Here is a 25,079-nt window from a genome sequence, read left to right on the forward strand (position 1 = left end):
TCACTCATCAACTCGAAATCGACGCTTCGTCTGATAAATTAAACGAAATTTATTGAGGCGCGCGGTCAGTCGCCGGTCCACCGATACACCCCGATCACATGCCGGTTGACGTTGCCCTGCTTGGCCAGGGCTTCGAGGACCTGCCGGGTCATCGCCGGATTACGCATAGTAATGCCGCTCGGCGACTGGCCGATCTGAACGGCGGCGGCGAGTTGCGCCGGCGCGGCGCTCGCATTCGCAGGCGTGCTCACGCCTCATCGTAGCGCATGCGTTGCAGATAGTGGTCTTCGCCCATCGCGCCGACGAAATACGGCAGCGTATCTTTGATGGCTGAGGGGATGAACTGTTCGCCCTGGCGATGGAAAAGCAGGCGGCGATTGGCGATTTCATCCTGAGCCTGAAGGCAAAAGAAGATCGCCTGGCTGGCCGAAGCCTCTAACGGCGCCCGGGTCGATCCGGGTTCGGGAACGTGCTTGTTCTCGGCGATGCCCAACACCATCGAGAGTTGGGTGCGCAGGCCATGGGCCGTGACGTTCTTGGCGAAGGGCTGGGGGGTGTCGGGGAATCCCGCCACCCCACGCTCGAAGAAGATGTCGTCGCTAGCCTTGCCGGCCAGCCGCGGATTGCGCCGGGCGATCAGGATGCCTTCTCCATCGCGGTCCAAGAGAATCGCGAACCAAGACACGCCACGTCGAATCTCGCCCTCCGGGATGGTGCATTCCCTGCGCCCCCAGCAGTAGTCGACGATGTCGAACAAGGCCGACTTACCCGGCTTCGAAGCCCCGGTGACGATATTCAGCCGGCCGAGGACAAATTCGATGTCACGCCGCTCGCCGGCATGGGAATATATCGCGATGGCTCGCAGCTGCAGGGTCACGGCGTCACGCCCATTGTCTGTAAGCCTCATGGGCTTCGCGCCCGTCCGCAGCCCCTCGGCGTCCACCGTCAGGGCGCGATGCTGCGCGAGGAAGAGCAGGGCTTCGCGGCTGATCGGTCGAAGGCGCAGGGTGCGTTCCGGCAGATCGGCGAGCAGTGCCTCATTGTCCGCCGACCAAGTGGCAAAGGTCGGTGCGGCCTCGTGCTGGGGATCGCCGCCATGCTGCCTCGGCCGACTGGCTTGTCGCAATTCCGTTGGTGGAGATCAGTGTTTCGCGGTCCCAGAATCGACCGCTAGCCGGTTGCGATGCGTAAACGGACGGCATGCTCTGGCCAGAAATATCATGTATTTCAGCAACTTGAAGCTTGCAGACAGAATCGCCCAAGTCCCGAGCTTCGGAGGGAGAATGGCCCTGGAGAGACGGAAAAGCGGGTCGTTACGTTCTCCAACCCCAAGCCACCGCGGTAAAACCCCAGGAAACCTGTGGTTCACGGCGCTACTGTGGGAAGCGCATTGTGATGTTGGAAAGCCGACTGGAGCAGCGGTGGGAACCGGATTCCAACCTTCTCTGGGCGCCGGCAGGGTTCAAGAGACCGTGGGTGCCAGGGCCTCAATGATGCGGCACTGCGCCACATTGCCGTGGCGGCACTGCCCGATAAGGGAGTCTAGTTCTCGCCGCAGCGCTTGAAGGTCGGCAATCTTTCGATCCACCTCGCCCAGGTGCTGGCGGGCAATGACGTCCACGGCCTCGCAGGAGCGCTCGCGATCTTCGGAGAGATCAAGCAGCGCGCGAATCTGCTCCAGCGAGAAGCCGAGGTCTCGAGCCCGCCGGATGAAGCTCAGTCGGCCTAGATGCACCTCGTTGTAAGCGCGGTAGTTCCCTGAAGTACGGGCTGGTGTCGGGAGCAGGCCGACCCGCTCGTACCACCGGATTGTCTCAATCTTCGTGCCGGTCGCCTTCGCGAGGGCGCCGATGTTCGTTGATTTTTCCATGTTTGTCTCTTGACCCTGTAGTGACTACAGGGTCCATCTGGGTACTCCTAGCCTTTGCTGCAACCGGCCGAGGCATGCCTGAAATGGGAAGGCGAAAGCGATGGCGAACGACGAAACAGCGGGAACCCTGACGAAGCCACCAGTGGATCTGCGCTACCGGGTCGAGGGCATGGATTGTTCGAGCTGCGCGCTGAAGATCGAGGACGCAGTCCAGCAGCTCAGCGGTGCGGAGGACATCCAGGTCAACTACAAGGCGCAGATCCTGGAACTCCGTCTCGATGAGGCAATTACGCCCCGCACAACCGTCGAGGAGCAGATTCGCAAGCTCGGCTATGGTGTCGCGCCTTTGACTTGAAAGCGCGTTCCTGGCCCGGCGATCGACGATCCGCAGACTTGATGAGCGGTCCGGTTCCTTTCCGCCTGCGGCCTGAACCGGTAGAATGGAAGAGGCAATTCAGATGGCCAATGGTGGCACAGTCAATTTGGATCCCGTGTCAAGGATCGCGCTGCGGTACCACGTGGACGGGATGGATTGCCCCTCCTGCGCCTCCAAGATCGAGACGGCCGTCGGCCGGTTCGCGGGTACCGACGATATCCGGGTCAACTACCACGCGCAGGTTCTCGCCTTCGGGCTGAATGAGGCCGCCACACCCCGCGCCGCCGTCGAGGAGCAGATTCGTAAACTCGGCTACGGTGTCGCCCCGGTCGTGGCGCCAAGAGTTATCGCCGGTGAACCCGGGATGGCTGTTGAGCCTCCGGAGCATGTTCGCATCCGCCAGCCGTGGTGGATGAGCGCCAAGGTCCGCCTGGGGGCGATCATCGGATCGCTTTTGACTGCGGGGTTCGCCGCCTCCTTCATCGTTCCATCGCTGGACCACTGGGCGTACCTGCCCGCTGCCCTGTTCGGCCTGATGTTCTTCGGCAGGAAGGCCATCGCTGCCGCGCGGGCTGGTTCGCCCTTCTCCATCGAGATGTTGATGTCGATCGCGACCTTGGGCGCGATTTTCATCGGCGCGACCTCCGAAGCGGCCGTCGTCGTGTTTCTGTTCACCGTTGGCGAGGTGCTCGAGAATTTTGCAGCCGATCGGGCTCGTGCCGGCATTGAGGCGCTCGGAGCACTGGTGCCGAGAACCGCGTTGCTGGTCGAGGACGGAACGGCGCGGGAGGTACCCGCCGCCAGTCTGAAGGTTGGCAATCTGGTCCTCATCCGCCCCGGCGACCGCGTCTCGGCCGACGGTGAGGTGGCCGAAGGGGAGTCCGAGGTGGACGAGAGCCAGGTGACCGGTGAGTCCGTGCCGGTGGCCAAGGCAGCGGGCCTCTCGGTCTTCGCGGGCAGCATCAATGGCTCAGGCGCGTTGCAGGTCCGGGTGACGAAGCCGAGCGCCGACAACACCATCGCCCGCATCATTCGGCTGGTGGAGGAGGCCCAGGAGGCCAAGGCGCCCACCGCCCGCTTCATCGAGCGGTTCTCGGCCATCTACACGCCGATCGCAGTTGTCGTTGCAGCTTTGGTTGCGATCGGGCCGCCGCTGTTGCTTGGCGAGGACTGGAGCACCTGGATCTATCGCGGCCTGGCGCTGCTGCTGGTGGCCTGCCCCTGCGCCCTGGTGCTCTCCACGCCGGCGGCCATCGCCTCCGGCCTGGCGGTCGGCACCCGGCGCGGCCTTCTGGTGAAGGGTGGCGGCGCCCTGGAGACCATTGGTCGCGTCCGCGCCATCGCCTTCGACAAGACCGGCACCCTGACCGAGGGACGCCCGCGCGTGACGGACGTCCTCGCCCTTGTTGGTAACGAGCGCACCATGCTCGGCCTCGCAGCCGCGGTCGAGTACGGCTCAAGCCACCCACTTGGCCGAGCTATTCTGGAGCGGGCCGAGACGGATGGGATCCCGCTGCGCCCTGCCAAGGATTCGCGGGCCATCCCAGGCAAGGCTGTCGAGGCGGTCGTCACCGGCAAGCGCGTCACCGTGAGCTCACCCTCCTATGCGGCCGCTCAAGCGCCGCTCTCCGGTGATGCGGACCGGGCAATCGCGGAGTGGGAAGGTCAAGGGAAGACGGTCGTTGTCGTCTCCGTGGATGGCGTCCCCACGGGCCTCATTGCGGTGCGCGACGAACCTCGGGCGGACGCCGCCGCAGGCATTCGGGCGCTCGAAGCTTTGGGCGTCGAAGCTGTCATGCTCACCGGCGACAACATTCGCACTGGCCTAGCCATTGCGGGTCCGCTTGGGCTGAAGGTAAAGGCAGGTCTCCTGCCCGAGGACAAGCTGCGCGAGATTGGTGCCATGAAGACGCTGGCGCCGGTTGCCATGGTTGGTGACGGTATCAACGACGCGCCTGCACTCGCGGCAGCATCGGTCGGCATCGCCATGGGCGGTGGGACTGACGTAGCGCTGGAGACGGCAGACGCCGCCCTACTCGGCAGCCGCGTCGTCGACGTTGCCGCCCTGATCGGGCTCTCGCGCGCCACGCTGGCGAACATCCACCAGAACGTCGCCATCGCCCTGGGCCTGAAGGCAGTATTCCTCGTAACCACCGTGGTCGGCATTACCGGCCTCTGGCTCGCCGTCCTGGCCGATACCGGCGCGACCGTCCTGGTAACGCTGAACGCCCTCCGCCTGCTCGGATACCGTTTCGAGGTGCCGGTACGTGGCTGAGGACTTGTCCCGGTCCGGAAGATCATTTGCAGCGCAGGTCGCCTCGCCTGTGTCTTGTTGCGCAGACCGTCAGGGCGTTGGCTCGCGTCGAGCAGGCGCTTCGGCGCATAGCGGGCGGCAAGATGGCGGTGATGACCCGTGGCAATGATGGCCGGCCCCCTCAACGCCTCATTCATCATGATGCTTCGGCCCTCTCCCTCGCTCGGTAACATCGCATGAGCGATGACGACGACCTACCCAAGGATATGGCCCACATCACGCCTGGCTACCGCAGGGCGTTGTGGATCGTGGTAGCGCTGAACATCGGCTACGGCGTGGCCGAGGCAATCGGCGGCTTCATCGCCGGCAGTCAAGCCCTGAAGGCGGACGCTCTCGACTTCCTGGGAGACGGCCTGATCAGCTTTCTTGGCCTGTTGGCGATCAGCTGGAGCCAGGTCTGGCGCGCTCGCTCCGCCCTCATCCAGGGTTTGTTCCTCGGCGTGCTCGGCGTCGGCGTACTGATCACGACCGGATATCGGGTGTTGGTGCTGAATCAGCCCGAGGCAGAACTCATGGGCCTTTTCGGTGCCGCCGCGCTGGCAGTCAACGTGGCCGCCGCGGCAGTGCTCATCCCGCATCGGATGGGCGATGCGAACGTCCGCGCGGTCTGGCTCTTCAGCCGCAACGACGCCGTCGGCAACTTGGCCGTCGTCATGGCGGCGGGCCTGGTATGGTGGACCGCCACGCCATGGCCCGACCTCGCCGTTGCCATCGTGATCGCTGGGCTTTTTCTCCAGTCGGCCTGGTCGATCGTCCGCGACGCCCGGGCCGACCTGCGCGTCGCGGGCTCCCGCCAGCCATGATTCACACAGGACGTTCCCCTACCGGAGATTTTCCCTGGCCTGGGCGGCAAGCATGACAGTTGATCTCTCCGCCTTCGGCCTCCTTCTCGCATTCGCGGGTGGCCTGGTCTCGTTCCTTTCGCCCTGCGTCCTTCCATTGGTGCCGGGCTGGGTCGCATATGCCTGCGGCACGGGCGTGCGCGATGCGCCGCCGCGCTCGCGTGCTATGCTGCTGGGCGTCTGCTTCGTCGCAGGCTTCTCTCTGGTCTTCGTTCTGCTGGGACTTGGCGCCTCCGCGATGTCGCACTGGCTACGGCGCTGGAGTATCGAATTCCAGATCGCCGGTGGCATGCTCGTGCTCGCCTTCGGCCTGGTGCAGATGGGGGCACTGCGGCCGGCCTGGCTGCTGCGCGACGTGCGGTTGCCGGCCTTTGCCACTGGCGGCACGCCAGGCGGAGCCGGGCTACTGGGTGCCTCCTTTGGCTTCGCCTGGACGCCCTGCGTCGGGCCTGTCCTCGGCGCCGTCCTCGCCGTCGCCGCCATCCAAGGCGATGGCGCCGGTACGCCGTTGCTGCTCGCTTACTCGCTGGGTCTCGGTGTGCCCTTCCTGCTGGTCGCATTTTACCTCCCTGTCGCCGCCGCTCGGCTGCGGCGCTGGCGCGGCTTCGGCCGCGGCGCGCAGGTGGTGTCTGGTGCGGTAATGATTGTGATGGGCTTCGCGATGATGACAGGCGAGATGACAAGGGTTGCTGCATGGTTCGTTCAGACCTTCCCCTTCCTCTTGAGTCTCGGTTGATGCGTCGCACGGGCCTGCTGGCGGCGCTCGTCGCCGTCGCAATCGATCAGACGAGCAAGGCGTGGGCGCTCGCGGCGTTGTGGCCGCCCTACAGCGAGGGCATCGCCGTGCTGCCGGTGCTGAACCTGCGGCTTGGTTTCAACACCGGCGTCACCTTCGGTATGTTCGCCAATAGCTCGGAAGAGGGGGGCTGGTTGCTTGTTATCGTCGGCCTCTCTGTGACCGCCTTCCTGGCGCGGTGGCTATGGCGAACCGCCTCGCGGTTGGAGGCCTTTGCGCTCGGGCTGATCATTGGCGGCGCGCTTGGCAACGTCGCCGACCGTGTCCAGCAGGGCGCGGTGACCGATTTCATCGACGCCCATCTTGCTGGCTGGCACTGGCCGACCTTCAACATGGCCGATGTCGCCATCGTCTGCGGCGTCGTTTTGTTGGTCCTAGCCAGCCTTCGCCCCGCACCGGCCAGTACAGTCACCGCAGTGCACCACGTTGGCAGCAAGCAATGACGAGCCAAGAGCGTCAGCAGCGCACGCTCCCATCTGTCCGGGGACGCCGGGTAACCCGCATTCCTGCCGGAATGAGGCGTAGGGGCGGCGAAATCAGTGCGTCGGGATTCGAACCCTCGCTGACCCCATGGAGGCCGTTCAGCTCTGGCGCAGGGCTGCATCGTGGCCCAGCGCCCGCTTCAATTGTCATGCTGCAGTCGCGAATAGGCGCTTCGTTTTGCTAGCCGGAATGATGTCCGTGCGGCGAGGCACACTCTTGAGAATCATTCTCCGCGCTGCAGTGGTGGTAGTTCTTGCCATCGGCGGCTATGTCGCCTGGCGATCGGCCCAGCCGCCGGCCCTGCCGTCGGGTATCGCGCGCGGCAATGGCCGGGTCGAGGCGGTCGGGATCGACATCGCCGCCCGCACGCCCGGGCGCATCCGCGACATCCTGGTCAACGAGGGCGAGTTCATCACCGCCGGCCAAGTGCTCGTCCGTATGGACACGGCGGTGCTGGAAGCGCAGATGCGCGAGGCCGCGGCGCAGCTTCGGCGTGCTGTCATCGGCATCGAGACCGCAACCAGCCTGGTGACGCAGCGCGAAGCGGAACGCGCCGCCGCCCAGGCGGTGACGGCGCAACGCGCGGCGCAGCTGGAAGCCGCCCGGCGACGGCTGGCGCGGACGGATGAGCTGGCGTCGCGCGGCAATGCCTCACAGCAGGTGCTGGACGACGACCGGGCGAGCTTCGAGGGCACACGGGCCGCGCACAGCGCTTCCATCGCACAGCAGGCGGCGGCGGAAGCGGCGATCACGGCGGCGCGGTCCTCCGTGGTGGGGGCGGAAGCGGCGGCGGAGGCGGCGCGCGCGACCATCCAGCGCATTCAGGCCGATATCGACGACAGCACCCTGACGGCGCCGCGCGCGGGGCGCGTGCAGTACCGCGTGGCGCAGCCTGGCGAGGTCGTGGCCGGTGGCGGGCGCGTGCTGAACATGGTAGATCTGACCGACGTCTACATGACCTTCTTCCTGTCAACGGCCGATGCCGGGCGGATCGCCTTGGGGACCGAGGTGCGGCTGGTGCTGGACGCGGCGCCGCAATACGTCATTCCCGCGCGGGTCTCGCTCGTCTCGGACGTCGCGCAGTTTACGCCGCGCCAAGTGGAGACGAGCGAGGAGCGGCTGCGGCTGATGTTCCGCGTGCGCGCGCGCATCGACCCCGGCCTGCTGCGCGATCATGTGGACCAGGTGAAGACCGGCCTGCCGGGCGTCGCCTATGTGCGCGTGGACCAGCGGGCGGCGTGGCCCGCCCAGTTCCAGGTCCGGCTGCCGCAATGAACGTGGCGGACCGGCCCGACCCGGTCGCGCGGCTGATCGCCGTCGTGCTGCGCTACCGCCGCACCGTGGCGCTGGATCAGGTGAGCCTCGACATCCCCGCCGGCTGCATGGCGGGGCTGATCGGGCCGGATGGGGTCGGCAAGTCCAGCCTGCTCGCGCTGCTGGCCGGGGCGCGCAGGATGCAGGACGGCCACGTGCTGGTGCTGGGCGGCGACATGGCCGATGCGCGGCACCGCGACCGCGTCGGCCCGCGCATCGCATACATGCCGCAAGGGCTGGGGAAGAACCTGTATCCGACGCTGTCGGTGTCCGAGAACATCGACTTCTTCGGCCGGCTCTTCGGCCATGGGCGCGACGAGCGCACGCGGCGCATCGCGGCGCTGGTGGAGAGCACGGGGCTGGCACCCTTCGTGGACCGGCCGGCGGGGAAGCTCTCGGGGGGGATGAAGCAGAAGCTCGGCCTCTGCTGCGCACTGATCCATGACCCGGACCTGCTGATCCTGGATGAGCCGACGACGGGCGTGGACCCGCTGTCGCGCCGGCAGTTCTGGGATTTGATCGAAAGCATCCGCGCGGGTCGGCCGGGGATGAGCGTGCTGGTGGCGACCGCCTACATGGAGGAAGCGGCGCGCTTCGACTGGCTGGCGGCGATGGATGCGGGGCGCGTGCTGGAGACCGGCACACCCGCGGACCTGCTGGCAAAGACCGGGACGGCGTCGCTGGAGGACGCCTTCGTCGCCCTGCTGCCGGAAGAGAAGCGCCAGGGGCATCAGCGCATCGCAATACCGCCCCGTGACGAAGCGGCGGATGGCGAGATCGCCATCGAGGCGCATGGACTCACAAAAAATTTCGGCGACTTCACCGCGGTGGACCGTGTCGAACTCCGCGTCGGCCGGGGCGAGATCTTCGGGTTCCTCGGCTCCAACGGCTGCGGCAAGACCACGACGATGAAGATGCTGACTGGCCTCCTGCCCGCCAGCGCGGGCGAGGCCTGGCTGTTCGGCGAGAAGGCCGATGCGCAGGACCTCGGGACGCGCCGGCGCGTCGGCTACATGTCGCAGAGTTTCTCGCTCTATGGCGAGCTGACAGTGCGGCAGAACCTGGAGCTGCATGCGCGGTTGTTCCGCCTGGCGCCGGAGGCGATCCCGGCGCGCGTCATGGACATGGCGCGGCGCTTCGGGCTGACGGGGATCATGGACGCGCTGCCGGGGGCGCTGCCGCTCGGGCAAAGGCAGCGGCTCTCGCTCGCGGTCGCGATGATCCACGGGCCGGAGATACTTATCCTGGACGAGCCGACCTCGGGCGTGGACCCCGTGGCGCGGGACGGGTTCTGGCAGGAGCTCATCGACCTCTCGCGCCGCGACAAGGTGACGATCTTCATCTCCACCCACTTCATGAACGAGGCGGAGCGCTGCGACCGCATCTCACTCATGCATGCCGGCCGCGTGCTGGTCAGCGGCGCGCCGGCCGCGCTGGTTGCCGAGCGCGGCGTCGCTACGCTGGAAGACGCCTTCATCGCCCATCTGCAGGAGGCGCAAGCCGGGGTGCCCGTTGCCGCCGCACCGCCCGCGTCCATCGCGCCACCCGTGGCCGAGGCACCGCGCGCGCGGCGCGCCTTCGATCCGCGGCGCATGCTCAGCTACACGCGGCGGGAAGCGCTGGAACTGCGGCGCGACCCAGTGCGGGCCACGCTCGCGCTGCTGGGGACGCTGATCCTGATGGTCATCATGGCCTATGGCATCAGCATGGACGTGAACGACCTGACCTTTGCGGTGCTCGACCGCGACCAGACCACGACCAGCCGCGACTACACGCTGAACCTCTCGGGCTCGCGCTACTTCGTGGAGCGGCCGCCGATCGTGGACGACGCGGACATGGAACGCCGCATGCGGACGGGAGAGATCAGCCTGGCGCTCGAGATCCCGCCGGGCTTCGCGCAGAATCTGGCGCGCGGGCGGCCGGTGCAGGTCGGCGCCTGGATCGACGGCGCCATGCCGACGCGTGCCGAGACCGTGCGCGGCTATGTGGAAGGCATCCACCAGCACTGGCTAGCGCGCCGCGCCGCGCTGTCGCAGGGAGCCGCGCCGGCGCCGTTCAACGTCGAGACACGGTTCCGCTACAACCCGGATGTGCGCAGCCTGGTCGCCATGGTGCCGGCGATCATCCCCCTCCTGCTCATGCTGATCCCGGCCATGCTGACGGCGCTGAGCGTGGTGCGGGAGAAGGAGCTGGGGTCCATCGTCAACCTCTACGTCACTCCGGTGACGCGGCTCGAATTCCTCCTCGGCAAGCAGCTGCCCTACATCGTGCTGGCGTTGATGAACTTCGTGATCCTTGCGCTGATGGCCGTGTTCGCCTTCGGGGTGCCGCTGAAGGGCAGCGTCGCCACACTCGCGGCGGCAACGGTGGTCTATGTCGTGAGCTCCACGGCGCTGGGGCTGCTGGCGTCCACCTTCATGCGTAGCCAGATCGCGGCGATTTTCGGCACCGCGATCATGACCATGCTGCCGGCGACGCAGTTCTCGGGCCTCGCAGAACCGGTCAGCTCTTTGCAGGGCATGGGGGCGGCGGTGGGGCAGGTCTTCCCGACAACCTTTTACCTGAACATCGCGCGCGGCACCTTCTCAAAGGCGCTCGGCTTCGCCGACCTGCGCTGGGATTTCGTGCCACTGCTGGTCGCGGCCGTCGTGCTGGTCGGCCTCAGTGCCGCGCTACTGGCCAAGCAGGAGCGCTGAAGGATGCGGCTTACCAACGTCCTCCATCTCGGCGTCAAGGAACTGCGGGCGCTGGCGCGAGACCCGATCATGCTTCTGCTGATCGTCTATGCGCTGACCCTCGCGGTCTATGCCTCGGCCACCACCATGCCCGAATCGCTGAGCCGCGCGGCCATCGCCATCGTGGACGAGGACCGCTCGCCGCTTTCGGCGCGCATCGTCGCCGCCTTCTACCCGCCCTACTTCCTGCCGCCGTCCATGATCACGGACGCCGAGATGGATACGCGGATGGATGCAGGGCTGGACACATTCGCTCTGAACATCCCGCCTAATTTCCAGCGCGACCTGCTGGCTGGGCGCCGGCCCGCGATCCTGCTGAACGTGGATGCGACACGGATGAGCCAGGCCTTCAGCGGCAGCGGGTATGTCCAGGCGATCGTGAACGTGGAAGTCGCGACCTTCCTGCAGCACCATCGGCCGCGCGACACATCGCCCGTGGAACTCGTGCTGCGCGCGCGCTTCAACCCGGAACTGCGCCGCGCCTGGTTCGGCGCGATCATCGAGGTGGTGAACCAGGTCACTATGCTCGCCATCATCCTGACCGGCGCCGCGCTGATCCGCGAACGCGAGCACGGCACGATTGAACACCTGCTGGTCATGCCCGTGACGCCCTTCGAGATCATGGTCGCGAAAATCTGGTCCATGGGGCTCGTCGTGCTTGTCGCCTGCGCGCTTTCGCTGCTGATCGTCGTGCAGGGGCTGATGCGGGTGCCGATCCAGGGATCGGTGGCGCTGTTCCTGGCGGGTGCGGCGGTGCATCTGTTCGCGGTGACAGCGCTCGGCATCTTCCTCGGCACGGTGGCGCGGTCCATGCCCCAATTCGCGCTGATGACGATCCTGATCATCCTGCCGCTCGAAATGCTCTCGGGAGGCATGACGCCGCGCGAGAGCATGCCGGACTTCGTCCGCTTCGTGATGTCGGCCGCGCCGACCACCCATTTCGTCGCGCTGTCCCAGGCGATCCTCTACCGCGGCGCGGGGATCGAGGTGGTCTGGCCGCAATTCCTGGCGCTGGCCGCGATCGGCGCGGCACTTTTCGGCTATGCTTGGTTCCGCTTCCGCTCGATGGTGGGAACGATGGGTTAAGAACCTCGCCTGCCTCGTGCTATGCAGAAAGTGGAGGCGGGTGCCCCGAGGGGTTGGGCCCGCACAACCCAGCAGTTATTGTCTGGCCAGTGGTGGGGCCGGTGCCTCGGTGATGCTCGGCGCCGGTAGCGATCGCTACCAGCAATTCTGTCCCGCTTCGTCCGTCGCCGCGGGGTCCTCCACTTGCACGCGCTCCACCCGGCTTTTCCGACCTTTGTTGACCCTGTCGCCGGCGCCAAAGACCGCGCCAGCATGCTTGCCGTTTGGCTTCCGGAAGGACACCTTTATGCGTCGAATAGTAGTGCACGCAGCCGTGCTGGCCTGCGTCTCGTTCCTTGTGCTGCCAGCCTCTCCCGGCCAGGCACATGATTTCCAAGCCGGGGAGGTCGCCATCGGCCATCCCTGGACGCGCGCCGTCGGCGCTTCAGCGCCCACCGCCGCTGGCTACATGGTGCTGCGCAACGAGGGCGCCGTGCCCGATCGGCTGATGGCCGCCAGCAGCCCGATGGCCCGAGCGATCGAGATGCACCACATGTCGATGACAGATGGCATCATGCGGATGCGTCCGCTGCCTGACGGCATCGTGCTGCCCACTGGCCAGTCGGTGCGCCTCGAGCCGGGCGGGTTGCATCTGATGCTGGTCGGCCCCATCGGCGGGTTGGCGCAAGGCACACGAGTGCCGGTGACACTTCGCTTTGAACGGGCGGGTGAGGTCACGGTCGAACTGGCTGTCGAGGCGGCGGGTTCCCGCGCCAGTGCTCATCAGGGGCACTAAAGATGTTGCGCTATGTCCGGTGGTTCGCCTGGGGCGGCGTTGCCGTCCTGGGATTCCTGGTGCTGGCCACGATGGGTGGCTGGTTGTTCACGGACGGGCCGCTGGGACCGGCGCGGGTCATGAGCGGTCCCGCTAGCCTTGCGATCGGCGGCCCCTTCAGCCTGACCGACCATCGCGGACTCGCAGTGACAGAGCGCGACTTCCGCGGCCGGCCGATGGCCGTGTTCTTCGGCTTCACCTATTGCCCCGATGTCTGCCCGACCACGCTCACCGAGATGACGGGCTTCATCGAGGCGCTGGGGCCGGACGCGGATCGCATCCAGTGGGTCTTCGTCAGCGTGGATGCGGAACGCGACACGCCGCAGGCCATGGCCGCCTACCTGGAGGCCTTCGATCGCAGGATCATCGGGCTGACCGGCACCGAGGAGCAGATCGCCTCGGCCGCGCGCGGTTTCCGTGTCTTCTACCGCCGCGTTCCGCTGGAGGGCGGCGGGTACACGATGGACCACTCCGCGAGCACCTTCCTGCTCGATGCGGAGGGGCGGTTTGCTGGGACGTTGGACTACAAGGAGAGCGAGCGGGTGGCGCTGGAGAAACTGCGGATGCTGGTGGGGCGGGGATGAGGACCGGCGATTCCGGTTTGCCGCCGCGTGCTACTGCCGCGGCTACTGGGACGATAACGCTGCGCCCTTGATCTGGCGCAATGCGGTCGCGGCCCTGCCGGTCCTAGTCTTCGGAAAAGCAATTGGGATGCATGCCATGGGTCCTTCCGATTGTTGGGCGGGCGGGCCCTGGATGATGATGCGAGGTGTCTGGGGCGTTGGCTGGGGCCTTGGATGGCTCATCGCCGTGGCCGCAGTTGTCGCACTCGCTGTGATGCTCCTACGCGGTCGTCGTGGCGGGGTTGCCGGTTCCGGCGCAGGGAGCTCCGCGCTCGATGCGCTCGACCTGCGCTACGCCCAAGGGGCAATCGAGCGCGAGGACTACCTCCGTCGGCGGAACGACATCATCGGCGGTGGTCCGGATGGCGTGACATCCATCAAATGACGCAGGAGGCGCCACAATGACCTACCACTTCACGACCACGATCCCAGGCCCGATGCAACGCGCAGTCGAGGCGACGACCGACGCACTCAAGCGCCACGGCTTCGGCGTGCTCACCGAGATCGACGTCCAGGCGACGCTCAAGAAAAAGCTCGACGTGGACTTCCGCCCCTACCGTATCCTGGGCGCCTGCAATCCGAAGATGGCGTACCGGGCACTCCAGGCTGAGGACAAGATCGGCACCATGCTTCCCTGCAACGTCGTGCTGCAGGAGCGGGACGGCGGCCGGATCGAGGTTTCGGCTGTGGATCCGGTCGCTTCCATGCAGGCCATCCAGAATGCGGCACTCGCCGATACGGCGTCGCAGGTGCGCGAGTTGCTGCACCAGGTCGTGGCTGAGCTTGACGCCGCGGGGACAGCCTGACCCCCGGCCGCGCGCCTTCACGCGAGGAGGCGGGCGCGTTCCAGGCCCATGACGAATGTGAGGAGGACACTATGAAGATTTTGAGGAAGGCGGTGCTGGGCGCCGCGGTGGCGGCCCTCATCAGCTGCGGTGGTTCCGCCGCGTGGGCCCAGACTTCTCAGCCTGGCGCTCCGGCTGGCCAGGCCCCGCCGCAAGGCATGATGGGCTACGGCATGCCGATGATGGGCCCGGGCATGATGATGGGGCACGGCATGATGGGTTACGGCATGCCGATGATGGGTCCAGGCATGATGGGCTACGGCACGCCTATGATGCCGGGCGGCGTGGGGCCCATGATGGGCATGATGCCGGGTCAGCACGTCGAGGGCCGGATCGCTTTCCTGCGCACCGAGCTCGGCATCACGCAGGCCCAGGCTCCAGTGTGGGATACCTTCGCCGAGGCACTCCGCGCGAGCGCCCGAGCCATGGCGGACATGCACGGACAGATGATGCCGATGATGCAGCAGGGGCCGCAAGCGATGCCGCTGGCGCAGCGGCTCGAACTGCAGGAGCGCATGATGACTTTGCACTTGGAGGCGCTGCGCCGGGTGCGGTCTGCGGCGGGGCCGCTCTACGCGGCGCTTGACGAGCGGCAGAAGCGCGTTGCGGACCAACTCATGGTGGGAATGATGTAGTCCTCTGTCGAAAGCGGGGGCGACCTGGAGGGAGTCATCCGCCCTGCATCTTTCGAAGAACAGCGATCATTCTGCCTTCGCCCGGGAGCAGCAGAAGCACGATAGCAGCGAGCATGACCCTGATGCGTGCAAGGCTCACCTTCGCCGGCTTCCAGCATTTCGGCGCAGGCCGCCTCGGGCGCAGCGGGCTTCTTCGCCTTGTCCTCTTCGCTCCTCGTGTAGCTCCCGGCCGCTACGCGGCTGAGCGATTCGCAAGGCCCGGTCCAGCCGAGGGAAGTTGCCGCGCCTGGCAGTCGCCGCCTCGCCGGGCTGGTTTCGCGCGCTCTGGATCGCCCGCCGATACGCCTCCACCCGGGCGTCGTGAGAGAAGGCGGGCGACCTTGCTATGATTATCCCCGTTCCCGCCCTGCGCTATGGCACCCGCCGCTTCACCACCTGCACCGACAACGCTGCCGCCGCGAGGTCGACAGTCGATGCGCTGACGTTCCGGGCCGTGACGCGGACGCTGTTGTTCGACCAGACATGGCAGTCCAGCACGAACGCGATGCTGCTGGTGTCGAGCGAGGCGTCGGCATAGTCGCCACGCCGCGCGCCGGGCACGGTCACGTCGATGTTTGCCGTTGAGCCCGCCGTGAGGCTCGGCAGGTCCCAGGTGGTCTCCAGTGCCAGGCTGCGCGTCCCGATCGGGACCGAGGGGCAGGCATAAAGCACCGCGGGCGCCGTCTCCGGCAGCCCGAACAGCCGCAACGACTCGAGCTCGATCTGCCCGTCGAAGCCCACAATCCCGACTTGCGCGAAGGCCACACCCGCGCCGACCCGAATCGTCTGGCGCCGGTTCAGCGAGGCGTCGGCCATCACCGCGCCGGCGTTCCAGCCCTTTGCCGGGCTGTTCCACTGCATGGTCGTGCCGGAGGCCAGCACGTCGCCGGCAATGTTCTCCCGCACATTGGCCGCTCCATCGAACACGCGCACGAACAGCCGCCCGCCATCAACCCCGCCGACCAGCCAATGCGCCAGCGCGAACTCCTTGGCCGAGGAGGTATCCACCACGAAGGCCATGCCCCGGTTGGCATCCAGCAGCAGCCCGCGCGACATTGCCGCAATGCCATCCAGCCCGTTGAAGCACAGCCCTGCCAGCGTGGTCGCCGCCGTGGTCGAGGTGGCGACCACCGCCAACCCCTCGACGCCGATCTCGGTCGCGCTGTGCCGGAAGGCCTTGGCCCGGGCATTCGGCACCGACCCCAGCAGCCGCAGATGGCGCGAGGCCGGTGCCCGGTGGCGATTGAGCACGGTGTTGCCGCAGCGCGTGGCGGTGGCGGCGTAGTCGATGCCGACCTGGTAGGTGTTGCTCCACGCCACCTCGTACTCGCAGTCCTGCGCCGCCGCGGTGTGCCGCGCGACGATCGGCGAGCAGGCCTCCATGCGCAGCGCTCGGCCGATGATGGCGGAGCCGCTGGTCTCATTGAGGAAGGGGATCGCCACATTGGGATCGAGCTGGCGCAGCTCGAAGTTCGGCGCGTCGAAGACGTGCCGGTTGTGGTTGGAATAGGCGCCGTCGGCCCTGGACAGCCGGATCCCGAAGCGGTCCAGGCTGGGGTTGATCCCGGTCGCGATGGCGAAGTGGCCGCCATAGTAGCGGATGGAGGTGTTCCAGGCGGTGGCAGTGGCGCAGTGGATGTCGAGGCCGATGCGGTTGTTGAGGATGCGGCCGAGATGGAAGGTGCTGTCCTCGACGCCGCGACCGTCGCCCAGCGTGCGCATGCCGATCGTGAAGCCCGAGACCAGGCGCAGCTCGACCACCGAGGCGTCGATGTTGCGCACCAGGATGCCGATGTCGGCCTCGTCGAGCCAGTCGGACTGGATCTGCCGGGTGACCTGCAGCCCGGCATAGTGCTTCTCTCCGTTGCGGACCGTGCCGCCATCGCCGAGCGTCAGGACGGTCGCCGAGGCGGTGCCGGTGTAGCGGATGATGCCGTGCATGATCAGCCCGCGGGCGCCGCCGCCGAGGGTGACGCCGGCGGAGACGTTCCAGGTGCCCGGCGGGACGACGGCGAATTTCTGGTCGGCCGCGGCACGGTCGAAGGCAGCCTGGATCGCGGCGCGGTCGTCGGCGACGCCGTCGCCCAGGCCGCCGAAGTCGGAGGGCAGCACCGTCTCGCGGTCGCGGAGGTACTTGGCGAGATCGGTCTTGCTGACCGCGGTGTCGAGCACCAGCAGGTCATCGATGCGGGCAGGCATGGGGGATAGCTCCGGCTCAGAGCGCGGTGGCGGAGATCGGACCGGCCAGGGCGGAGACATTGCCCTCGGCGGAGACGGCGCGCAGCCAGTACCAGCGCGTGTCGCCGGCGGTCATGCCGGTGCGGTCCCAAAAGAGGCTGGTCGGCTCGGTGGGCAGCTTGGTCGCGGCGGCGAGGCTGCTGCTGGCCGCCTCGAACACCTGCAGGCGGGCGGCATCGGCCGGGAAGCCGCCCGAGAGGCGGATCCCACCGGCGATGCCGGTCGCCGTGGGCGCCGCCACCGCGGTCGGGACGAGGGCCTGCCGCCAGCCCGACACGGCGCCACTGCGGGCCACCGCGCGCACCCGGAAGCCGGTCGGCTCCGCGGTGGGGAGGACGGCCGCGGTGGCGCCGAGCGACCCGCCATAGCCCTGCCAGGCCGCCACCGAGGCCGGCAGGAACTCGACCTGGTAGCCGGCGAGATGCGACGAGCCGACCGCGGCCCAGGAGAGGGAGAGCACGGCAAAGGCGATGGTCTGCGGCGTCTCCACTGTGATGCTGGCGGGTGCGGCGATGACGCCCGGGTTCGGCAGCACGACGGCGGGGTTGGACCCGGTGGCCCGCTCGTCCACCGCCGGATTCCAGTCCCACACGGCGGCGTCCTCCTCCTCAAGGGTGAGGTCGACACCGCCCTCGACGGCGAGCGACCAGGCGGTGACCCGCGCCGGGAAGGGCGTCAGACGGTCGAGCGCGACCGTCGCCGCCTCCCAGGGCCGCAGCCGCAGGGCGGAGAGATTGGCGGGGAAGGCCACGGTGCGCTGGCGGCGGTTGCGCTCCAGCTCGACCTTCATCAGCCGCTGGACGGTGCTGACCGAGGTGGTCAGCGGGAATTCGAGGTCGCGGTAGATCATCTCGCCGCCATCCTGGGCGACGTAGTTGCTGGCCAGCAGCGGCGGGGCGTCGGTCGGCTGCCAGTTGGCCGCCGGCTCGACATAGACCGCGCGCACTCCGTTGAAGAGGTCCCGCCGCGGTCGCGCGCCCTGGATGGTGACGTCCCCGCGAAGATCGTCCGAGGTGAGCGTGGCGGCTGGCAGGGCCGGCGCCCCGGCATGGATGAAGAATCGCCCGCCCGAGACCACCAGCGCGCCAGCCATGGCGGCGGCGAGCTTGCGGGTGATGGCGATCTTGCCCTCGGCGAGGGACAGCACGCCGTTGGCGGTGTAGCGGCGCTCGTAGATCCCGGCCCGGGTGCCGACCAGCTCGTCGCAGATGTTCGCGGCAGCCATCAAGGCGGGGATGTCGATGTCGGCCCAGGACGCGCGCCAGCCGAAGGGGGCGGTGAGGTACCAGGCGAGCAGCAGGGCGGGATTGTCGGACCAACCTGTCGCCCCGGTGCGCGGATCGAGGATGGTATCGGCGCCCTCGACGAGGGCGGCGATGTTGGGCGGGCCGGCGGGAAACGCCTCGGCGGTGAGCTTGAGCCGGACGGCGACATAGGCGCGGCCGCGGCCGCGATGCGCGCTGGTCCACTGGCCGGCGGTCTCGGCGATCAGGTTGGCGTCGGCGGCCTGGTCTGGATCCCCCAGGTGCCGGTCGATCCGCACCAGCCCGGCGAGCGAGCCATCGCTCCCCACCTTGTCGCCCAGGAATACCTCGCCGATGGCGCGGACACGGTGCGCGGCCAGCACGACGACCGAGTAGAAGTAGCCGTCCGCACGTCCCTCATCGTCGGTCGCCGAGTGCAGGAAGACGATCGGCCCCGAGACCTTGCAGCGGCCGACGACGATCTGGTGCTCGGTGACCGGCTGACGAAAGGCCTGGGTGCGGCCGGCGCCAGGCTGGCCGGCATCGAAGCCGGCGATCGCCGCCGCCTGCGGGCTGAGGCTCGCCTGCTTTTTCTGCTTTTGCGGAAAGACCGATTGGCCGATGGCGGAGACGATGAAGGCGGCCCCGGCGCCGACCACGGCGCCGATGATGCCGCCACCCACCGCGGCAGAGGCGATGCCGGCGGCGGCGACGGCGATCAGGGGCACCGCAGCCGGCATCAGCCAATCCTCCAGGCGGTGGCGCAATCGGTCAGGGAGATGCGGACGAGGCCGCGGGGGCCGACGAAGGCGGCGCGGCCGCCATCGACCACCACGCCGAGGCGTGGCGGATCTCCCGCCAGAACGACGTCCCCGGCCCGCGCAAAGGCCGGCGGGATGCGCGGGAAGCCGGCACTGTCGGCCGAAGCCTCCAGCGTCGGCAGACTTCGCCAGGCCGGTCGGCCGCCCGTGCTCGCCTGCACCGCGGCCAGGGTGAAGCGTCCGCAGTTCCAACGATGACCGTCGAACGGGCGCGTGCTGGCCGCAGCGAGCAATGCCGCAAGACGCACGTGCCAATCGGGCAATCGTTTCAGGACGGCTGCGGTGCGATATGCTTGATGCCGTCCGCAGGCGAGGCCAAGGCGATGCACACCCACTCCCTCCACTCCTGGCAGCACGAGCATGCCTTTCTCGGAGAGCACCATTCCCGCAACGAACGTCGAACTTGGTGCGTCATTGCCCTGACGGCTGGGATGATGGTCGCAGAAATCGTGGCCGGTGCCGTTTTTGGCTCCATCGCGCTCACGGCCGACGGCTGGCACATGTCCACCCATGCCGGCGCGCTCGTGATCTCCGCGCTCGCCTATCGTTATGCTCGGCGGCATGCGCGTAACCCGCGCTTCGCGTTCGGCACCGGCAAGCTCGGCGATTTGGCGGGCTTCACGAGCGCCGTCGTGCTCGCGCTGGTGTCGCTGCTGATCGGGTACGAGTCGCTTCTTCGCCTAGCTTCACCGGTTGCAATCCGCTTCGATGAGGCGATCGCGGTCGCGGTGCTCGGTCTCGCGGTCAATCTTGTGAGCGCCTGGCTCCTGCAAGACAACGATCACGGCCACGCTCACCGCCACCACGACCGCCACCACGACCACCAACACCAGCATGAGCATGACCACGCAGAGGGTAGACATCAGCACGGCCACCACCGTGGACCTGCGCCAGCTCGTGCACGGGACCACAATCTGCGGTCGGCTTACCTGCACGTTCTCGCGGATGCCGCCACGTCGGTGTTGGCCATCATTGGCCTTCTTGCTGGGCGAGCTTACGGCTGGATCTGGATGGATCCGCTGATGGGGATGGTGGGCGCGCTTGTCATCGCCCATTGGTCCTGGGGGCTGCTGCGGGACACCGGTGCGGTATTGCTCGACGCGGTCCCCGACCAGGAACTGGCAGAGACGATTCGCCGGCGCCTGGAGGAGGGCGACGACCGCGTGGCCGATTTGCACCTGTGGCGCCTGGGACCAGGGCACAATGCTGCGGTCATCACGCTCGTGTCCGATGGGCCCGAGTCGCCGAACCACTACAAGGGCCTGATCGCCGATGTGCCCGGTCTCTCCCACGTCACAGTGGAAGTGCAGTTCTGCACTCATCACTCGGCGGCGGCATGAGACCTGTCGAAGCCGAGGGGCCACACGCGATCAACTGAGGCGATCGGACTACCAGTGATGGACGCCAATCCGGAAGCCGGGCCATCAGCTGGCCGGCAGCCGGATCTCCGCCTCCTGCAGGGCGGGGACGAACTCAAAGAAGCGGTCCCCCGGATACTCGGCCTGCTGGTCGGCATCAGTGTAGCGGCGCACCTCGGCACGCTCGAGGTCGACCAGCCGGCTCTCGCAGGTGAGCGAGATCCTGGGCTCCGCCCCGTCCACCACCTGCATGGTGTCCATCAGCCCGGCCCAGAGGGGAAACGGATCGGCGACGAAGGCGCCCTCGGCATCGAGCAGCGTGCCCCACAGCCGCGCCGGGCGCAGCCGGAAGGACTGCTCGGCGAGGGCGATGTCGACCACCTCCTGCGGCACCGGCGAGAGGGTGAGGGTGATGCGCACAGCGCGCAGCTCGGCGGTCTCCTCGATATCGGAGACCGCGCCGATCGTGCCCATGCCCTCGTAGACTGTCCCAGCCCAACTGAGCGGCCCGAGGCCGGTCCAGGCGCGGATGGGGCCGGCGGCGAAGTCGAGCTCGACCAGCACCACCGGCGTGGCGACCGGCGCGGTGGCGGCCGCGGCGGCCTGGGGCGAGAGGCGCGGCGTGGCGGTGATGCCCTCCGTCACGGCAGCACCTCCTCGAGGCGGATGGTGATGGCGGTGAAGCGGCCCGGCCGGGTGGGGTTGGCGCCCTCGTCGTCGGAGGCGAGGCGCATGGCCACCGTCGGCGTGGTCAGCACCAGCGGCTCGGCGAGCGGGGCCGCGGCACGCAGCGGCGGGGCGATCGGGATGGTGGCGGTGCCGGTACCGGAGGCCACGACACGTTCCGTGGCCATGTAGAGCCTCCCGGCGAGGCCGATATGGTCCCCCGCTCCGACCGCCACCGCATTCGGCCACCAGCCCTGGGTTTGCAGGGAAAGGGCGCCGCGCGCGGCGCCGGCGGCGAGCGATGGCGTGCCGCTGCCCACCACCAGCCCCGTCCCATCGGTGAAGATCGTCGCGTCCGAGAAGGAGTACGGCCCCGCGGGCACCTCGCCCTGGCTGCGGGGATCGCCGGTGCGGTACTCCCGCCGCCAGTCCCAGACGCGGACCGTGTTGGCGGATCCGGCCAGCGCGGCAAGCAACCCCTCCAGCACGCCGGCCTGGATGCGGTTGAGCGGGTCGAAGCTGGCCTCGGCGATCCAGCGCGCCCCGTCGCGGCGTAGCACCTGGGTGGCGCGGCTGACCGGCGAGACGAAGCGCAGCGTGTTGTGCTGCAGGTAGAAGCTCAGCCGCGACGGCCGCAGCGTGGCGGGCCAGGCGTATTCGGTCATGGCTCGCCCTCCCCGCTATCCGCGTACCGTGTCGTAAGCCGCGCCGCCGCGGCGGATGGCGTCCAGCGTCATCGCCGACGCCTGCCGGGCGATCTGCCCGGCGAGCAGACGCAGCCGCGCCTCGACGCCGGCATCGGCACCGCGCGCGTCGATGGTGATGCTGGTGTGGATGGTCGGGCCACCCGGCGCGGTGCCGTTCGGCAGAACGGTGCCTGCCTGGCGGGGGACGAACCACTCCGGCCCACGCTCGCCGACGACATAGGGCTGGCCGGCGGCGACCGGCCCGCCCTCGGCGCGGAACAGGCCACCGAGCCAGGAGCCGACATCGGTGAACAGGCTGTCGAAGGAGATGCCTGACAGCCCGGCGGAGACGGCATTGCCGAGCGGCTCGGTGATGACCTTACGCGCGAGGATGCGCGTGATGTCCTGCAGCAGCCCCTCCAGCACCGTGGAGAACTTCTGGCCCTTGACGATGGCGTCCTCGAAGGCGCTGGAGAAGGTGAGGCCCAGCACGCGCACCGTGTCGGAAGTGCGTTCAGCGCCGCGCTGCACACGTTCCTCCGCCCGCTCCAGCTCCTCCATCGCCGCGACCGCCTCGCGCTGGATGGTCTCGTCGGGGACCGCCCGGCCGGCCCGTTCGGCCCGCTCGACCAGGCTGGACAGGGTGGCGAGGCGGCGCTGGTAGCGCTCATAGGCGGTCTCGTTCTGCTGGATCATTGGCGAGAGAATCCGCGATAAATTCGCGGCGTCCCGCGCCCGCGGCATGTGGATGGGGGGCAAGGTGCCGCTCGGCTACGACGTCGTCGCCAGGAAGCTGGTGGTGAATGAGGACGAAGCACCGCGGGTGCGCCGTGTGTTCGAGATCTTCGCCGAGACGGGGTCGGGCATCGAGACGGTCAAGCGGCTGCAGGCCGAAGGCGCCACCAGCAAGGCCGGGCGACCGCTCGACAAGGGCGACGTCTACAAGCTGCTGAACAATCGGACGTATGTCGGCGAGGCCGCGCACAAGGGGCAGGTCTATCCAGGCGAGCACCAGGGCATCGTGCCGCGGGAGCTGTGGGACCGGGCACATGCCGTGCTGCAAGTCAGCCCACGGGTCCGCGCCAACCAGAATCGGGCGCAGACGCCGGCGCTGCTGAAGGGGCTGATCTTCGGCGTGGATGGCCGGGCACTGTCGCCGACTCACGCCCGGAAGAACGGCCGCCTCTACCGATACTACGTGGCGCAGCGCGTGCTGAAGGGCGACGCGGCCGGCGACGACAGCATCGTGCGCCGGGTTTCGGCGGCGGAGATCGAGGCGGCGGTAGTGGATCAGGTGCGGGCGCTGTTGCGACAGCCGGAGATCGTGGTTGGCACCTGGCGGGCGGCGCGCAGGGAGGCGCCCGACTTGACTGAGGGCGAGACGCAGGACGCGCTGCATCGGCTCGACCCGCTTTGGGAGCACCTATTCCCCGTGGAACAGGCGCGAATTGTGCGGTCGCTGGTGGAGCGGGTGGTGGTCGGGCCGGCTGGTGCCGACATTCGGCTGCGGCTCGACGGGCTCGGCGGCCTGGTCCGCGACCTCATCGCCATCGCGCCATCCGCCTTGAGGGCAGCGGCATGACCGCCGCCACCAGCATCACCGTCCGGGTGCCTTTGGCGATCCGCCACCGGCCAGGGCGGAAGACCGTCGTGACGCCGACGACCGATGGCGTAGCGCCGGTCACCACACGCGCCGACCCGGCGCTGGTGAAGGCTCTGGCGCGGGCGTTCAGATATCAGCGCATGCTCGATCAGGGGCGGTACGCCTCCATCACCGAGATGGCCGCCGCCGAGCGCCTCGAGCGGGGCTACCTGGGCAGACTCCTCCGCCTCACCCTCCTGACGCCGGACATCGTGTCGGCCATCCTGGATGGGCGGCAGCCGGAGGGCCTGACCTTCGCGGTGCTGGACGGAGGGGTGCCGGTGGGCTGGGATGTCCAGCGCAGCACTTTATGCGCGAACAGCCCAGGAGATGGGCCCACCCGGAGGATCGGCGGCGCACAATGAAGGCTGGCGAATCAACGCCCCTTATGAAAGAAATGGGGCGAAAATCTTCCTTGCCCCGCCCCTAGCGAAAGTCCCCTTTCACAAGGATGCCCCAGCCCAGCCGTCAAAGCCGCCTCGGGCGATACGAAACCACCACTGTCGGCGGCGAGGCGGCGCGTGCCTTCGTGCCTCCCCCTTTGCCGCCCATCCCGCCGATCGACGTCTCCAGCCTGCTGGTGCCTCTGCAGCGGGCGCAGATGGCCTTGGGCCGCCTCGACGGCATGGCGTCGATTCTGCCCGATACCGGGCTGTTCCTTTACATGTATGTCCGCAAGGAAGCGCTGCTCTCGTCACAGATCGAGGGCACGCAATCCTCCCTGTCCGACCTTCTGCTCTTCGAGAGTGACGAAGCCCCGGGCGTGCCGCTCGACGACGTCGCCGAGGTCTCCTGCTACGTCGCGGCCCTGAACCGCGGTCTCGAGCTGCTGCGCGGCGGTCTGCCGCTGTCGCTCCGCTTGATCCGCGAGATCCACACCGTGCTGCTCTCCTCCGGCCGCGGCGCCGGCAAGCAGCCGGGCGAATTCCGCTCATCACAGAACTGGATCGGCGGCCCGCGCCCCAGCCTCGCCGCCTTCGTGCCTCCGCCGCCGCAGCACGTCATGCCCTGCCTCGGCGACATGGAACGCTTCATCCACGCCGACACGCCGGAGCTGCCGACCCTGCTCAAGGCCGGCCTGGTGCATGTCCAGTTTGAGACGATTCACCCCTTCCTGGACGGCAATGGCCGCCTCGGGCGTCTGCTCGTCACCTTCCTGCTCTGTGCCGAGGGGATGCTGCGCGAACCGATCCTCTATCTCAGCCTCTATCTGAAGACGTATCGGCAGACTTACTACGACCTACTGCAGCGCGTGCGTGAGCAGGGGGAATGGGAAGCCTGGCTGCGCTTCTTCCTCGATGGCGTTGCTGAGACGGCGGAAGGGGCGACCGAGGCCGCCCGGCAGATCCTTGCGCTGTTCGCGGAAGACCGCGCGAAGATTGAGGCGCTGGGGCGCAGCGCCGGCTCCGCGCTTCGCCTCCATGACCTTCTGAAGGCGCAACCCCTGCTGTCGGTGGCAACGGCAACGGCGCGGCTGAATCTGTCGCATCCCACGGTCGGGGCGACGATCACACGGCTGGTGGATCTCGGCATCCTGCGCGAGACGACGGGGCGCCAGCGCGGCCGCCTCTTTGCCTATGGCCGGTACATCGACATCCTCAGCCGCGGGACGGAGCCGTTACCGCGATGAATAACGCGAGCAATCGCTGGAG

Annotated in this window: 26 protein-coding genes; 17 read left to right on the forward strand and 9 right to left on the reverse strand. The window is 68.0% G+C overall.

Features of this window, described 5'->3' with window-relative positions; genetic code table 11:
* Positions 1-65: 65 nt before the first annotated feature.
* The 3 genes from GT007_RS01400 to GT007_RS01410 form a co-directional block, all read right to left on the reverse strand.
* Positions 66-251: a hypothetical protein gene (locus GT007_RS01400; RefSeq protein WP_160119768.1), complete on the reverse strand. Its 186-nt coding sequence runs from the start codon at positions 249-251 to the stop codon at positions 66-68.
* Positions 248-1,126 (reverse strand): three component ABC system middle component, encoded by an 879-nt coding sequence (locus GT007_RS01405; RefSeq protein ID WP_201451759.1) that lies wholly within the window; start codon positions 1,124-1,126, stop codon positions 248-250. Before GT007_RS01405 ends, GT007_RS01400 begins: the two co-directional genes overlap by 4 nt.
* 336 nt (positions 1,127-1,462) lie before the next feature.
* Positions 1,463-1,870: a MerR family transcriptional regulator gene (locus GT007_RS01410; RefSeq protein WP_160119769.1), complete on the reverse strand. Its 408-nt coding sequence runs from the start codon at positions 1,868-1,870 to the stop codon at positions 1,463-1,465.
* A gap of 100 nt (positions 1,871-1,970) precedes the next feature.
* On the opposite strand from GT007_RS01410, the gene GT007_RS01415 reads away from it, so the two are divergent.
* From GT007_RS01415 to GT007_RS01475, 13 genes are all read left to right on the forward strand, one after another.
* Positions 1,971-2,225: a heavy-metal-associated domain-containing protein gene (locus GT007_RS01415; protein ID WP_160119770.1), complete on the forward strand. Its 255-nt coding sequence runs from the start codon at positions 1,971-1,973 to the stop codon at positions 2,223-2,225.
* An 85-nt stretch (positions 2,226-2,310) separates the two neighbouring features.
* Complete coding sequence (locus GT007_RS01420) at positions 2,311-4,521, forward strand: heavy metal translocating P-type ATPase (protein WP_268894534.1); 2,211 nt, start codon at positions 2,311-2,313, stop codon at positions 4,519-4,521.
* Positions 4,522-4,736: 215 nt separating this feature from the next.
* Positions 4,737-5,363: a cation diffusion facilitator family transporter gene (locus tag GT007_RS01425; RefSeq protein WP_160119771.1), complete on the forward strand. Its 627-nt coding sequence runs from the start codon at positions 4,737-4,739 to the stop codon at positions 5,361-5,363.
* A gap of 52 nt (positions 5,364-5,415) precedes the next feature.
* A complete protein-coding gene (locus GT007_RS01430; protein ID WP_160119772.1) occupies positions 5,416-6,138 on the forward strand; it encodes a cytochrome c biogenesis CcdA family protein in 723 nt (240 codons plus the stop codon).
* On the forward strand, positions 6,138-6,641 hold the full coding sequence (gene lspA / locus GT007_RS01435; RefSeq protein WP_236571432.1) for a signal peptidase II: 504 nt from the start codon (positions 6,138-6,140) through the stop codon (positions 6,639-6,641). The genes GT007_RS01430 and lspA overlap by 1 nt, the downstream gene beginning before the upstream one ends.
* 280 nt (positions 6,642-6,921) lie before the next feature.
* On the forward strand, positions 6,922-7,956 hold the full coding sequence (locus GT007_RS01440; RefSeq protein WP_328798928.1) for an HlyD family secretion protein: 1,035 nt from the start codon (positions 6,922-6,924) through the stop codon (positions 7,954-7,956).
* On the forward strand, positions 7,953-10,691 hold the full coding sequence (gene rbbA, locus GT007_RS01445) for a ribosome-associated ATPase/putative transporter RbbA (protein WP_160119775.1): 2,739 nt from the start codon (positions 7,953-7,955) through the stop codon (positions 10,689-10,691). The genes GT007_RS01440 and rbbA overlap by 4 nt, the downstream gene beginning before the upstream one ends.
* A 3-nt stretch (positions 10,692-10,694) precedes the next feature.
* On the forward strand, positions 10,695-11,816 hold the full coding sequence (locus GT007_RS01450) for an ABC transporter permease (protein ID WP_160119776.1): 1,122 nt from the start codon (positions 10,695-10,697) through the stop codon (positions 11,814-11,816).
* 313 nt (positions 11,817-12,129) lie between these two features.
* The gene (locus GT007_RS01455; protein ID WP_236571433.1) at positions 12,130-12,591 is read left to right on the forward strand and encodes a copper chaperone PCu(A)C; all 462 of its coding nucleotides are present in this window, start codon (positions 12,130-12,132) and stop codon (positions 12,589-12,591) included.
* 119 nt (positions 12,592-12,710) lie between these two features.
* Positions 12,711-13,214 carry an SCO family protein gene (locus GT007_RS01460; protein ID WP_236571434.1) on the forward strand — a complete coding sequence of 168 codons (504 nt, stop codon included), beginning with the start codon at positions 12,711-12,713 and terminating at the stop codon, positions 13,212-13,214.
* Between the two features lie 67 nt (positions 13,215-13,281).
* On the forward strand, positions 13,282-13,638 hold the full coding sequence (locus tag GT007_RS01465) for a hypothetical protein (RefSeq protein WP_160119778.1): 357 nt from the start codon (positions 13,282-13,284) through the stop codon (positions 13,636-13,638).
* Between the two features lie 16 nt (positions 13,639-13,654).
* Positions 13,655-14,059 carry a DUF302 domain-containing protein gene (locus tag GT007_RS01470; protein ID WP_160119779.1) on the forward strand — a complete coding sequence of 135 codons (405 nt, stop codon included), beginning with the start codon at positions 13,655-13,657 and terminating at the stop codon, positions 14,057-14,059.
* A 71-nt stretch (positions 14,060-14,130) separates the two neighbouring features.
* Positions 14,131-14,733: a Spy/CpxP family protein refolding chaperone gene (locus tag GT007_RS01475; protein WP_160119780.1), complete on the forward strand. Its 603-nt coding sequence runs from the start codon at positions 14,131-14,133 to the stop codon at positions 14,731-14,733.
* Positions 14,734-15,144: 411 nt separating this feature from the next.
* Here the strand turns inward: GT007_RS01475 and GT007_RS01480 are convergent, their stop codons facing one another.
* From GT007_RS01480 to GT007_RS01490, 3 genes are read right to left on the reverse strand one after another with little or no spacing between them, the layout of a single operon-like run.
* Entirely contained in the window at positions 15,145-16,971 is a 1,827-nt protein-coding gene (locus tag GT007_RS01480; protein WP_160119781.1) for a glycosyl hydrolase family 28-related protein, read from the reverse strand.
* Positions 16,972-16,987: 16 nt separating this feature from the next.
* Positions 16,988-18,994 (reverse strand): phage tail protein, encoded by a 2,007-nt coding sequence (locus GT007_RS01485; protein ID WP_160119782.1) that lies wholly within the window; start codon positions 18,992-18,994, stop codon positions 16,988-16,990.
* On the reverse strand, positions 18,994-19,458 hold the full coding sequence (locus GT007_RS01490; RefSeq protein WP_236571461.1) for a DUF6950 family protein: 465 nt from the start codon (positions 19,456-19,458) through the stop codon (positions 18,994-18,996). The genes GT007_RS01485 and GT007_RS01490 overlap by 1 nt, the downstream gene beginning before the upstream one ends.
* Between GT007_RS01490 and dmeF the strand changes: the two genes are divergently transcribed.
* Positions 19,399-20,415: a CDF family Co(II)/Ni(II) efflux transporter DmeF gene (gene dmeF, locus GT007_RS01495; RefSeq protein WP_160119783.1), complete on the forward strand. Its 1,017-nt coding sequence runs from the start codon at positions 19,399-19,401 to the stop codon at positions 20,413-20,415. The two genes, GT007_RS01490 and dmeF, sit on opposite strands and share 60 nt — an antisense overlap.
* 84 nt (positions 20,416-20,499) lie before the next feature.
* Here dmeF and GT007_RS01500 read toward each other — a convergent pair whose 3' ends face one another.
* Genes GT007_RS01500 through GT007_RS01510 form a run of 3 tightly spaced genes read right to left on the reverse strand, consistent with a single transcriptional unit; the run spans position 20,500 to position 22,481 of the window.
* Complete coding sequence (locus tag GT007_RS01500; protein ID WP_236571435.1) at positions 20,500-21,078, reverse strand: hypothetical protein; 579 nt, start codon at positions 21,076-21,078, stop codon at positions 20,500-20,502.
* On the reverse strand, positions 21,075-21,764 hold the full coding sequence (locus GT007_RS01505; protein ID WP_160119784.1) for a hypothetical protein: 690 nt from the start codon (positions 21,762-21,764) through the stop codon (positions 21,075-21,077). The genes GT007_RS01500 and GT007_RS01505 overlap by 4 nt, the downstream gene beginning before the upstream one ends.
* A gap of 15 nt (positions 21,765-21,779) precedes the next feature.
* A complete protein-coding gene (locus tag GT007_RS01510) occupies positions 21,780-22,481 on the reverse strand; it encodes a hypothetical protein (protein ID WP_236571436.1) in 702 nt (233 codons plus the stop codon).
* A 64-nt stretch (positions 22,482-22,545) separates the two neighbouring features.
* On the opposite strand from GT007_RS01510, the gene GT007_RS01515 reads away from it, so the two are divergent.
* The 3 genes from GT007_RS01515 (at position 22,546) to GT007_RS01525 (ending at position 25,057) form a co-directional block, all read left to right on the forward strand.
* On the forward strand, positions 22,546-23,367 hold the full coding sequence (locus GT007_RS01515) for a recombinase family protein (RefSeq protein ID WP_236571437.1): 822 nt from the start codon (positions 22,546-22,548) through the stop codon (positions 23,365-23,367).
* Positions 23,364-23,792, forward strand: coding sequence for a hypothetical protein (locus GT007_RS01520; protein ID WP_160119785.1), 429 nt, complete (start codon positions 23,364-23,366; stop codon positions 23,790-23,792). The genes GT007_RS01515 and GT007_RS01520 overlap by 4 nt, the downstream gene beginning before the upstream one ends.
* Positions 23,793-23,878: 86 nt before the next feature.
* Entirely contained in the window at positions 23,879-25,057 is a 1,179-nt protein-coding gene (locus tag GT007_RS01525; protein WP_160119786.1) for a Fic family protein, read from the forward strand.
* Positions 25,058-25,079 lie beyond the last annotated feature (22 nt).

This window comes from Rhodovarius lipocyclicus (genome assembly GCF_009900765.1).
GTDB classification, from domain to species: domain Bacteria; phylum Pseudomonadota; class Alphaproteobacteria; order Acetobacterales; family Acetobacteraceae; genus Rhodovarius; species Rhodovarius lipocyclicus.

Coding starts and splice junctions, on each gene's coding strand:
- GT007_RS01410 (WP_160119769.1), bottom strand. CDS start 1,870: ATGGAAAAATCAACGAACATCGGCGCCCTCGCGAAGGCGACCGGCACG.
- GT007_RS01415 (WP_160119770.1), top strand. CDS start 1,971: ATGGCGAACGACGAAACAGCGGGAACCCTGACGAAGCCACCAGTGGAT.
- GT007_RS01420 (WP_268894534.1), top strand. CDS start 2,311: ATGGAAGAGGCAATTCAGATGGCCAATGGTGGCACAGTCAATTTGGAT.
- GT007_RS01425 (WP_160119771.1), top strand. CDS start 4,737: ATGAGCGATGACGACGACCTACCCAAGGATATGGCCCACATCACGCCT.
- GT007_RS01430 (WP_160119772.1), top strand. CDS start 5,416: ATGACAGTTGATCTCTCCGCCTTCGGCCTCCTTCTCGCATTCGCGGGT.
- lspA (WP_236571432.1), top strand. CDS start 6,138: ATGCGTCGCACGGGCCTGCTGGCGGCGCTCGTCGCCGTCGCAATCGAT.
- rbbA (WP_160119775.1), top strand. CDS start 7,953: ATGAACGTGGCGGACCGGCCCGACCCGGTCGCGCGGCTGATCGCCGTC.
- GT007_RS01450 (WP_160119776.1), top strand. CDS start 10,695: ATGCGGCTTACCAACGTCCTCCATCTCGGCGTCAAGGAACTGCGGGCG.
- GT007_RS01460 (WP_236571434.1), top strand. CDS start 12,711: ATGAGCGGTCCCGCTAGCCTTGCGATCGGCGGCCCCTTCAGCCTGACC.
- GT007_RS01470 (WP_160119779.1), top strand. CDS start 13,655: ATGACCTACCACTTCACGACCACGATCCCAGGCCCGATGCAACGCGCA.
- GT007_RS01475 (WP_160119780.1), top strand. CDS start 14,131: ATGAAGATTTTGAGGAAGGCGGTGCTGGGCGCCGCGGTGGCGGCCCTC.
- GT007_RS01480 (WP_160119781.1), bottom strand. CDS start 16,971: ATGCCTGCCCGCATCGATGACCTGCTGGTGCTCGACACCGCGGTCAGC.
- GT007_RS01485 (WP_160119782.1), bottom strand. CDS start 18,994: ATGCCGGCTGCGGTGCCCCTGATCGCCGTCGCCGCCGCCGGCATCGCC.
- dmeF (WP_160119783.1), top strand. CDS start 19,399: ATGCACACCCACTCCCTCCACTCCTGGCAGCACGAGCATGCCTTTCTC.
- GT007_RS01490 (WP_236571461.1), bottom strand. CDS start 19,458: ATGGTGCTCTCCGAGAAAGGCATGCTCGTGCTGCCAGGAGTGGAGGGA.
- GT007_RS01505 (WP_160119784.1), bottom strand. CDS start 21,764: ATGACCGAATACGCCTGGCCCGCCACGCTGCGGCCGTCGCGGCTGAGC.
- GT007_RS01510 (WP_236571436.1), bottom strand. CDS start 22,481: ATGATCCAGCAGAACGAGACCGCCTATGAGCGCTACCAGCGCCGCCTC.
- GT007_RS01520 (WP_160119785.1), top strand. CDS start 23,364: ATGACCGCCGCCACCAGCATCACCGTCCGGGTGCCTTTGGCGATCCGC.
- GT007_RS01525 (WP_160119786.1), top strand. CDS start 23,879: ATGCCCCAGCCCAGCCGTCAAAGCCGCCTCGGGCGATACGAAACCACC.